At 34.5% G+C, this 8310-nt stretch carries 13 protein-coding genes and 1 pseudogene; 11 read left to right on the top strand and 3 right to left on the bottom strand.

Features of this window, described 5'->3' with window-relative positions:
* Window position 1 precedes the first annotated feature (1 nt).
* Complete coding sequence (locus tag ABVF21_RS20640; RefSeq protein ID WP_098444768.1) at window positions 2-463, top strand: hypothetical protein; 462 nt, start codon at window positions 2-4, stop codon at window positions 461-463.
* A 446-nt stretch (window positions 464-909) separates the two neighbouring features.
* Here ABVF21_RS20640 and ABVF21_RS20645 read toward each other — a convergent pair whose 3' ends face one another.
* A complete protein-coding gene (locus tag ABVF21_RS20645) occupies window positions 910-1347 on the bottom strand; it encodes a YndM family protein (protein ID WP_371018896.1) in 438 nt (145 codons plus the stop codon).
* Window positions 1348-1372: 25 nt separating this feature from the next.
* On the opposite strand from ABVF21_RS20645, the pseudogene ABVF21_RS20650 reads away from it, so the two are divergent.
* A pseudogene (locus ABVF21_RS20650) lies at window positions 1373-1713 on the top strand (DUF6176 family protein).
* Window positions 1714-1803: 90 nt separating this feature from the next.
* Here the strand turns inward: ABVF21_RS20650 and ABVF21_RS20655 are convergent.
* Window positions 1804-2316 (bottom strand): DUF3231 family protein, encoded by a 513-nt coding sequence (locus ABVF21_RS20655; RefSeq protein WP_371018897.1) that lies wholly within the window; start codon window positions 2314-2316, stop codon window positions 1804-1806.
* Window positions 2317-2641: 325 nt separating this feature from the next.
* Here ABVF21_RS20655 and ABVF21_RS20660 point away from each other — a divergent pair, with 325 nt between their 5' ends.
* Window positions 2642-3121, top strand: a complete 480-nt coding sequence (locus ABVF21_RS20660; RefSeq protein WP_371018898.1) for a GNAT family N-acetyltransferase — start codon at window positions 2642-2644, stop codon at window positions 3119-3121.
* 227 nt (window positions 3122-3348) lie between these two features.
* Here the strand turns inward: ABVF21_RS20660 and ABVF21_RS20665 are convergent, their stop codons facing one another.
* Window positions 3349-3522, bottom strand: a complete 174-nt coding sequence (locus ABVF21_RS20665) for a hypothetical protein (RefSeq protein ID WP_371018899.1) — start codon at window positions 3520-3522, stop codon at window positions 3349-3351.
* A gap of 136 nt (window positions 3523-3658) precedes the next feature.
* Between ABVF21_RS20665 and ABVF21_RS20670 the strand changes: the two genes are divergently transcribed.
* The 8 genes from ABVF21_RS20670 to ABVF21_RS20705 all read left to right on the top strand — a co-directional run bounded on the left by ABVF21_RS20670 (window position 3659) and on the right by ABVF21_RS20705 (window position 8125).
* Window positions 3659-3895, top strand: a complete 237-nt coding sequence (locus ABVF21_RS20670) for a hypothetical protein (RefSeq protein ID WP_371018900.1) — start codon at window positions 3659-3661, stop codon at window positions 3893-3895.
* Window positions 3896-3996: 101 nt separating this feature from the next.
* A complete protein-coding gene (locus tag ABVF21_RS20675) occupies window positions 3997-4185 on the top strand; it encodes a hypothetical protein (RefSeq protein WP_371018901.1) in 189 nt (62 codons plus the stop codon).
* 196 nt (window positions 4186-4381) lie between these two features.
* Window positions 4382-4726: a hypothetical protein gene (locus ABVF21_RS20680; RefSeq protein WP_371018902.1), complete on the top strand. Its 345-nt coding sequence runs from the start codon at window positions 4382-4384 to the stop codon at window positions 4724-4726.
* A 97-nt stretch (window positions 4727-4823) separates the two neighbouring features.
* Window positions 4824-5015 carry a hypothetical protein gene (locus tag ABVF21_RS20685; protein ID WP_371018903.1) on the top strand — a complete coding sequence of 64 codons (192 nt, stop codon included), beginning with the start codon at window positions 4824-4826 and terminating at the stop codon, window positions 5013-5015.
* Window positions 5016-5306: 291 nt separating this feature from the next.
* Window positions 5307-6191 (top strand): aminoglycoside 6-adenylyltransferase, encoded by an 885-nt coding sequence (locus tag ABVF21_RS20690; RefSeq protein ID WP_371018904.1) that lies wholly within the window; start codon window positions 5307-5309, stop codon window positions 6189-6191.
* A gap of 297 nt (window positions 6192-6488) precedes the next feature.
* Window positions 6489-7004: a GrpB family protein gene (locus ABVF21_RS20695; protein WP_371018905.1), complete on the top strand. Its 516-nt coding sequence runs from the start codon at window positions 6489-6491 to the stop codon at window positions 7002-7004.
* Window positions 6983-7705, top strand: coding sequence for a GNAT family N-acetyltransferase (locus ABVF21_RS20700; RefSeq protein ID WP_371018906.1), 723 nt, complete (start codon window positions 6983-6985; stop codon window positions 7703-7705). The genes ABVF21_RS20695 and ABVF21_RS20700 overlap by 22 nt, the downstream gene beginning before the upstream one ends.
* Window positions 7706-7777: 72 nt before the next feature.
* Complete coding sequence (locus ABVF21_RS20705) at window positions 7778-8125, top strand: DUF4260 domain-containing protein (protein WP_371018907.1); 348 nt, start codon at window positions 7778-7780, stop codon at window positions 8123-8125.
* Window positions 8126-8310: the final 185 nt, after the last annotated feature.

Raw genomic sequence — 8310 nt, forward strand, 5'->3', positions numbered from 1 at the left:
AGTGCAAAAAAAATCAGTTTATTTACTTGTAATATCAATTCTTGTATTTAGTGTTTTTGTATACTATATATATGGACAAGAATATAGATACGCAAAAGAATTCGCGAATGAACTATATGAGTATTCAATTCCTCCAAACACAGTACTAATTGAGAAAGGTTATGATTTTGCCTACAACTATGGAGGAGGGCCTAGGGGTAATGGAGGATATCCAACGGTAGTCGCTTTCATGAAATTATCATCTTCTCTCAGTGAGCAAGAAATATTCAATTACTACAACCAAGATGATATTGAAGTATATTTTGACTGGTGGGTGGAAGAGGAAAAAGGCAAAGAGTGGTACGAGGGGATAAAACCAAAACCTCAAAAGCTAAGTGATAAGGAAAATATCAATAAAACTATTAAAGTCGTTATTCAAAAAAGAAGTCTCCTTGTCACTCCTTATGGTGAGGTCGTTTACTAAGTTAAATTTATCAAATTGGTTAATTAAGATATTGAAAACAAACTTATCTCATCTCAATTTTGAGTCTTCAACAATCTCGGAGCGTTAGAGGATCACACTCCTTTTTGTTTAATTTAATAACGTGCAAGTTTATCCGTTTCGTGATATTCAACATGATACATAAAATTGAAGAGAAGCATCCTATAATTAATTATTAAAAAGAGAGTGAATAGATGTTTTTCTCCCCACAAAGAAGTTCTAGTTGTAATAAGAACTGATAGAATCTCATTACATTTCTGTGCTGTCGTGAGATTTCCTGTAGCTTTTCTGCATACTAAAGTTCTTTGTTGTAATAGGATATGGTATCACTGGTCGTTAGATGATGTAACCTTATTCTCTGGATAAGAACAAGATATATTTAGAAAAAACAAGGGAAAACATTGAATTGTTCTCCCTTGGACATACGTTTATTTATCTTTATCCTCTCGTTCATAAGGAAAGAGTTCTTCCGAAGCCTCCGTTTGCAGTTGACCAGAAGAACGGACTTGGTGATGCTCTTTCTTTTCCTGATCGAGGCTTCTTGCCACTGATTGATGAAAGAAGTATTCGAAAATCCCTAAGGAGAATGCAGAGATTAGTGTGGCTGCAAATACGTCGTCTCCTACAGTCAGTGCATCGGTCATAAAGTATATGACCGCAAAGCTAAGGACAAAATCTCCCACAGTGGCCATAATGTTGCTTGTTTTTGCCAAAATTGTAACGTCCCCTAAATAGCCGAGAACACTAACGGCGAGGGAAATGAGAAGGACGTTTCCAAAAGAGACGTCAAATCCCAAACCTAAAATCCCAAACAGAATACCTAAAGTGAAAACGAACTTAAGGGCCATTAATTTTAAATGTGTCATGAGTGGCACCTCCTCAAGATATAAGATGCGCCTTTGTTATTGTAAATATTCCCTTAGTCTTAAAGTTAGCCATTATGTAGTTGACGAGTGGTTAGAGTTTTTAAATGACAATAAGGAGGAATTTTTATTAACTCATAAAGATCAAAATATGTACATCGAAACTATATTTCCAGAGAAGATTCAATCTGGAAAATTTCTATTATTGGTATTCTGTTCAAGGTAAAGGTGGTCAGAGTGTAGAGGACTCACACCACGAGGTTGATAAGAAGCATATAGAGTTTGATGCATAGATGAGAAAGTTCACACGTAGATTTAGATGCTAGTGTAGTAATGATTCAAAAAAATGTTGAGATGACAATGAAGTAAATATGATTTCTCTTCCACTATCGCGGGCGATAGCAAAAGGCGTTTATTAAATGTAAATGGAAGTCGCCAACTTTAGCGACTTCCATTTAATTAACTATTCTCTGAGTTACTATGATGCAAAGGTGGTGGGATTAACCAACCTTTTTCTTTATTAAGCTTTAATGATTTTCCACCTAATGTAGCTTTTTGCGTGTGAAATTGCCCAAACATCATTGCAATATCTTCACGGATAGACTGACCCATAATTTGACTACAAGTAACAAGCCCTGCTGCAATATCTTTAGATAGGGAAGCTGCTATCTCAGGGTCCTGCATTCGTGCACCAGCTGGAATATCTTCCAAGGAGGCCTTTGGTCGATCAGGTGGGGTAGGTGGTAAACCAATTCCATTTTCTTTGAGAAGATTTTCGACCTGTTTCACTTCTTGTTGTCCACCAGAAATAGTTTCTTCTAGAAGTTTGTGTAAGTCGCTGTCACCAGTATGATTTAATGAAGTTTGGTAACCAGCTATCAACCCCTTTGTAGTAAGCACAAAAGTCCATAGACTAAAAACCTCTCCGTAATGCATAGGCTCATCTGTTGGATTTCCACTTAAAATACCCATACTAATCCTCCTAATTAAATTCATTTTATAGTGCCACCTTTCTTTCAAGCACTGTCATATAATTGACCACAGAAGTTACTTTTATTCAGTTGTTTGTGGAGGTGCAATTGGATAATAACGGGTGTGATTATAATGATTTAGTGAAAATTAGTAGGTCTCAACCCACGGTTAGGTAAGTGACGGCTAGATTTGGAAATTTGTTTGCAGGATTCTTTGTTAAAGGGAGCGATTATTCAATAGTTTACTGTGTTATATATATAACTGTATTTAGCTTTTACTAACGGAGCTTTTAGAGAATTTTTAATACTTAATATAATGGAGGAGTTTGGAGCTCATAGCAATTAGTGAAATTTCTCAAGCTAAAGTAATTGAGTTTTTTAAGCGGCATTGGGGTAGTACAGGAATGGTTATTTCTTCTGGTATCTATAATTGTAGTAAATTAGATGGGTATGTGGTTTTAGATAATAAAACAAAAGTTATTGGTTTAATTACTTACATAATAACCAACGACGAATGCGAAATTATTTCATTAGATAGTGCAGTAGAAAATAAAGGGATAGGGACTACTCTTATAAAAGCAGTAGAGGAAATGGCTTTAGAGAATAAATGTACATACATGAATCTTATAACCACTAATGATAATTTGTTAGCCCTTAAGTTTTACCAAAAACGGGGATATGTTTTAGCAAAGATATTTAGAAATGCAGTTGAAGAAGCAAGAAAGTTGAAACCAGAGATTCCTTTTGAAGGTAACAATGGTATTCCAATCAGAGACGAAATAAAGCTAGAGAAGTTGTTAAGGTAACTTGCATTTAGTTTAAATTCACTCTAATATATCTCGAATCAAGTCTTCTAGAAACTCGGAGCTTTTCTAGGATAACACGTAAATGCTCTGTGCAGGGTTAAGGGCAGTTTAGTTAAACCAAAAAATATATGGCTATATACTTGTTTATGGAAGTAGGAGAGTGATTACTGAAATATGAATTTTTATAGAATAACCGGGTTTGTACTTGTGATAATGTCTGGACTTATTTATACACTTGATCGTGGATTTTCCTTAATTTCATCGAGTTTAATAAAGGCTGGTTTTTTATCAGGCAGAATGACAGGCACAATCCCTGAGGTGGAGGCAAATGGTTTCTTCAGCAACTTATTTGTACCTTTTTTTCTTTTTTCTGGCGTGGCATTAATAATATACGGTATCAAAAAGAAATAGCTTCTTCCATTATATCGGAGCTTTTGCTTAATGAAAAGTAAGGGCTGGCAATCCCTTTTAATCAGGGTATCCACGTTAAAAACATTAGTTGTTATGAGTGTAAGAGTGGCTGGAAGGTGGGAGCAAATGAAAGGATATTTAAAAGGGTTAGATATTGCTATTAATGTAATAGTGTTATTAGGATTAATGCTATTAATATCTGGTACTTGGATGGGATACATAGCAGAGTATGTTCGTCCCACCTATGATTATAAGTGGTTGTGTATCTTAGGAATAGTGATTGGTTTTATACTGAAATTTTTTAATAAAATAATAGGGTTGGTTATAATTGTAGTGGGATTCATAGCTTGGAAGCTTATATAACATATTACTAAAGATAATCGGAGCGATAGCTACACAGTAGTTATCGCTTAGCAATCTGGTGCAATATTTGACGAAACGTTATTCTATTAAGGGGTGAGGTTATGGGGTTTTGGTATTTCTTAATATTATTTGTAGGAATATTTTTAGTTGTTAAGGGGCTACTTGGGAATAAAAGAAATGGCTTGGTATTGATAGGGGTCATAAGTATTGCGTTCTCAATATTTATGTTTCAACCAGGAAGTGATGAAATCATTTCAGAACTATTTAATTTTTTTGGAATAGATATATGAGTAATCTCCTACTAGGTATTTTCACTAACGGTTGCTAAAGCAAAAGAAAGAACAGTAATCGAGTATTGGAAGTTAAATGACAATCTTCCACAAACTCGGAGCGTTTAGGTAGTAAGCGCAGTATAGCTGAGGGCTGGATTCTGGAGCAAGTAGTTTTGAAATTTCGTAAATGGCTTATAAGAAAGGGGCTGACATAATGAGGAGTTTTATTCCTTTACTTCTCATCATTACTATCATACTAGCCTCTTGTAGCAAGGATCCGTTAATTTCAAAACAATATACTGAAGTTAAAGTGGTTAACAATGATTCAGGTGAGACCTTGTATGAAACTAACGATCAGAATCGAGTTGAAAAAATAATTGATCAGATAAACACTTCTAAGAGAACTGACACCTGGGATGCCATCGGTTCAAGTTATATGCTTGTTTTGAAAGATGGAGAAGATACTTTAGAAGTTACATACTATAACGGAAAAAAACAGAATGGTGAGGTCACAGTAAAGGGCTACCACGTATATACGAAGTTTAGGTTAATCGATTGATTCTAGCTAATCAACAAACTCGGAGCGAAAGTTGAGTAAGGTGTCTTTGCAGCTTTTCATTATTTAAGAGTAACCCAGGAATAAAGGGAGGTTATCGTTGAAAATGGAAGTTGCAAAAAAGAAGAAAAACCAAAAAATAGCTGGTGCAATACTATTGGTGATAGTAATAGTTTTGTCCCCATTTTTGCATGAACATTTTAATCCATTAACTTTATTAATAACTACGATTATTGTATATGCTATTGTTATGTTCATTGTTGGACTGTTATCAAAAGAAGAAAAGTCTTAACTTTAAGACAGAAGGATCTTTATTTACCATCCTCAAGTATCTCGGAGCATATCAATAAATGTTTGATATCTATATTTATTATAATTACTTAACCTAAAAAGGGATTTTCTTTTCGGCTATCGAACCATGCTAAATAAAGACATTTTTCAAAGAAAGGAATTTACATATGAAGAAAAGATTTAATAAGTTATAAACCTCATTTTTAACAAGTGAGAGATATCTTTCACGAGATCCTCCTTAAGATGGAACAAACAATCATTATAAACTATTACATCTACGGAGGGATAATAAATGAGAAGTGAACAAGAAATGATGAACCTCATAATCAATAGAGCTAAGGAAGATAAAAGAGTTCGTGCTGTTTATATGAATGGCTCCAGGACAAATCCGAACGTGTCAAAAGATATTTTTCAAGATTACGATATTGTATATGTAGTAAAAGAAACCTTGTCATTTATCAATAGTGAAGATTGGATACACGGCTTCGGAGATATACTTATGTTCCAAGAACCAGATAAAAATAGTCGGCAAAGCGGAATGGAAACGAACTTTAGAGAATCTTATGGGTATTTAATGCTCTTCAACGATGGTAATCGAATTGATCTTCATATTGAAACGAAACAACATATGAGGGAGCATTATTTAAAAGACAAACTAACGGTTCCTTTGTTAGATAAAGATAACTGTTTACCTAGTATCCCAGAGCCAACCGATAGTGACTACCATGTAAAAAAACCTACAGAGGCTATGTATTTAAGCTGCTGTAATAACTTCTGGTGGTGCCAACAAAACATTGCTAAAAGCATATGGCGAGATGAGTTACCTTACGCAAAGTTTATGATGGAATGTGTGGTCAGACAGGAGTTAAATAAGATGGTTGAATGGTGGATTGGGATTGCCACTAATTTCGAAGTATCAACTGGAAAAGTAGGAAACTATTTTAGAAAACAGCTTCCGGACTCTCACTGGAATAAGTACAAAGCTACTTATTCTGATGACAATTACGAGAACATATGGAATTCGTTGTTCATTTGTGGGGAATTATTTAGAGAATTAGGCAAGGAAATTGCATATCATCTGTCGTTTGACTATCCACTCCATGAAGATGAAAATATGACTAATTATTTAAAGCAAGTACGGGCATTACCGGGAGATGCCAAAAAAGTTTTAAAATGAAGATAATTACCCTGCTGAATTGGCAGGGTAATTATCTTGGTTCCAGGTCTTCAACTATCTCGGAGCTTATCTGTAATAAGATAGGCTTTTTTTACTTTAAGGAAAAGATTGAGTTATGTGGGATAGTTTGAAATAATTGGTAGTAGAAGTTTGAGTAGCAGATTATAGATTACATAATAAATGTTCTGCTAGTGATTTTAATGTTGCTGGATAAAATTAAACGAAATGCGAGGGATTCCAATGTGATTTCTGAGTTGTACAACATCGATATTATAAAACTCAGGAGGTACTGCGGTTATGACGGAGATAGTTACATTCGCTCCTGAAAAGGAGTTTAGAATAAAAGCAGAAACAGTCTTTCAAAAACATTTAGAGTTGATTAAACAAGTATTACCTGAATCACAGGTTTATCATGTTGGTAGTACAGGAGTTAGAGGGTCTTTGACAAAAGGAGATGTCGATCTTCAAGTTAGAGTGACTCAAGAAGATTTTCCCGAAGCAAAAGAATCATTGATGGCAATGTATAGTTTAAACACTGGTAGTGACCAAACCTCCTTTTTTTGTGCATTTGAAAAGGAAGATGAAATGCTCCCTGTTGGTATTCAGCTCACGGTTAATGGTTCTTCAGTAGATAATTTTCGCAAAGTAACTCAATTTTTCTGCGAACATCCATCATATACAGAAGCCTACAATCATTTGAAGGTGAAGATATGGAGGAGTACAGAAACGAGAAATCTTCTTTTATCGCAAAGATCCTTTCCACAAAAGAATATGAGCAACTTTCCAAAAGAATGGACCTTTATGAAAAAGTGAAATTTGTTGAAGGGGAAACATTTTTAACAATTGAAGAAACGAAGAATCTTACTCATTCTGAAATGGTTGAACTTATTGATCATATGAGAATAGATCCTTCCATTAGAAGCGTAAAAAATGTCATCGTGCTAGTTAACTCTAAGTTTAATAGTGAAATTGACGCACTTTTAGAAAACAATGGCTTTGAGTTACGTGATGAAAATATTACTGTACGAAGAGATTTAGATAACATTTCACTAAAAGAAGATGTTTCCTTTTCATTTAAATCATTAAATGAAATTTCCACGAGTGATTTTCAGAAAGTTTGGAAAGAATCGATGGATAACTCATTAAATGCATCTTCTTCATTAAATGTAGAAGAACAAATGCGAAGTGTGGAGGTTGAGCTAGGTTCAACCTATAAAGCATCCTGTCTTGTAGCGTATGAAAGTAAACTCCCTTTAGGTGTAGTAATGCCACATATAGAACCAGGTACTACTAACGAAGGTCGACTTTTTTACTTTGGATTAGTTCCAAATGAGAGAGGTAAGGGAAAGAGTAAGCAGCTTCATAAGCAAGCGCTGGAAATACTGAAAAATGATTTTGATGCTTCCTATTATATAGGGAGTACAGGAAAAGATAATCTACCTATGTTAAAGACATTTCAAAATAGTGGGTGCACTATCGTTGAAAGTAATAAGGTGTACAAGAGAAAAGAATAAGTCATTTACAAGAGATCAAAACCATCCGTTAGAACACGTAAATATAATGGGGTCGGGAGTGAAAAGGATAAAATGAGTAAATCTTTGTTGCATATTGAAGGATTGATCGTCTTACTTGTTACAATATATTTTTATGCCAGTATGGATTGGAGTTGGTGGCTATTCTTCCTTTGTTTACTAGTTCCAGATATATCTATGTTGGGTTACGTCATTAATAATTCAATAGGTTCAACTATTTATAATTTTGGACATACGTATGTCATTCCATTAATGCTTATCATTCTTAGTATTGTGTTAAACCAAGATAAGATGTTGGCATTAAGTATGATTTGGATCGCGCATATCGGTATGGATAGGACCATCGGCTATGGTTTGAAGTATCCAAGTAACTTTAAGGATACGCACTTACAAAAAGTCTAGAAACATTTAAATCCTCAAGTGTAATACAGTAATCAGACCTTTCTTCCACAATCTCGGAGCGATTGTTTTATAGGTCATCGAAATTAACTTGATAAAGAAGAATCCTTTATTGGGGGAGAGAAATTTGAGTAATGGTCAAAAGATAGATGTCGAAGGAACAGAGCTTTACTACGAGTATGTTGCTA

It is taken from the genome of Pseudalkalibacillus sp. JSM 102089 (genome assembly GCF_041366475.1).
Lineage (GTDB): Bacteria > Bacillota > Bacilli > Bacillales > Guptibacillaceae > Guptibacillus > Guptibacillus hwajinpoensis_B.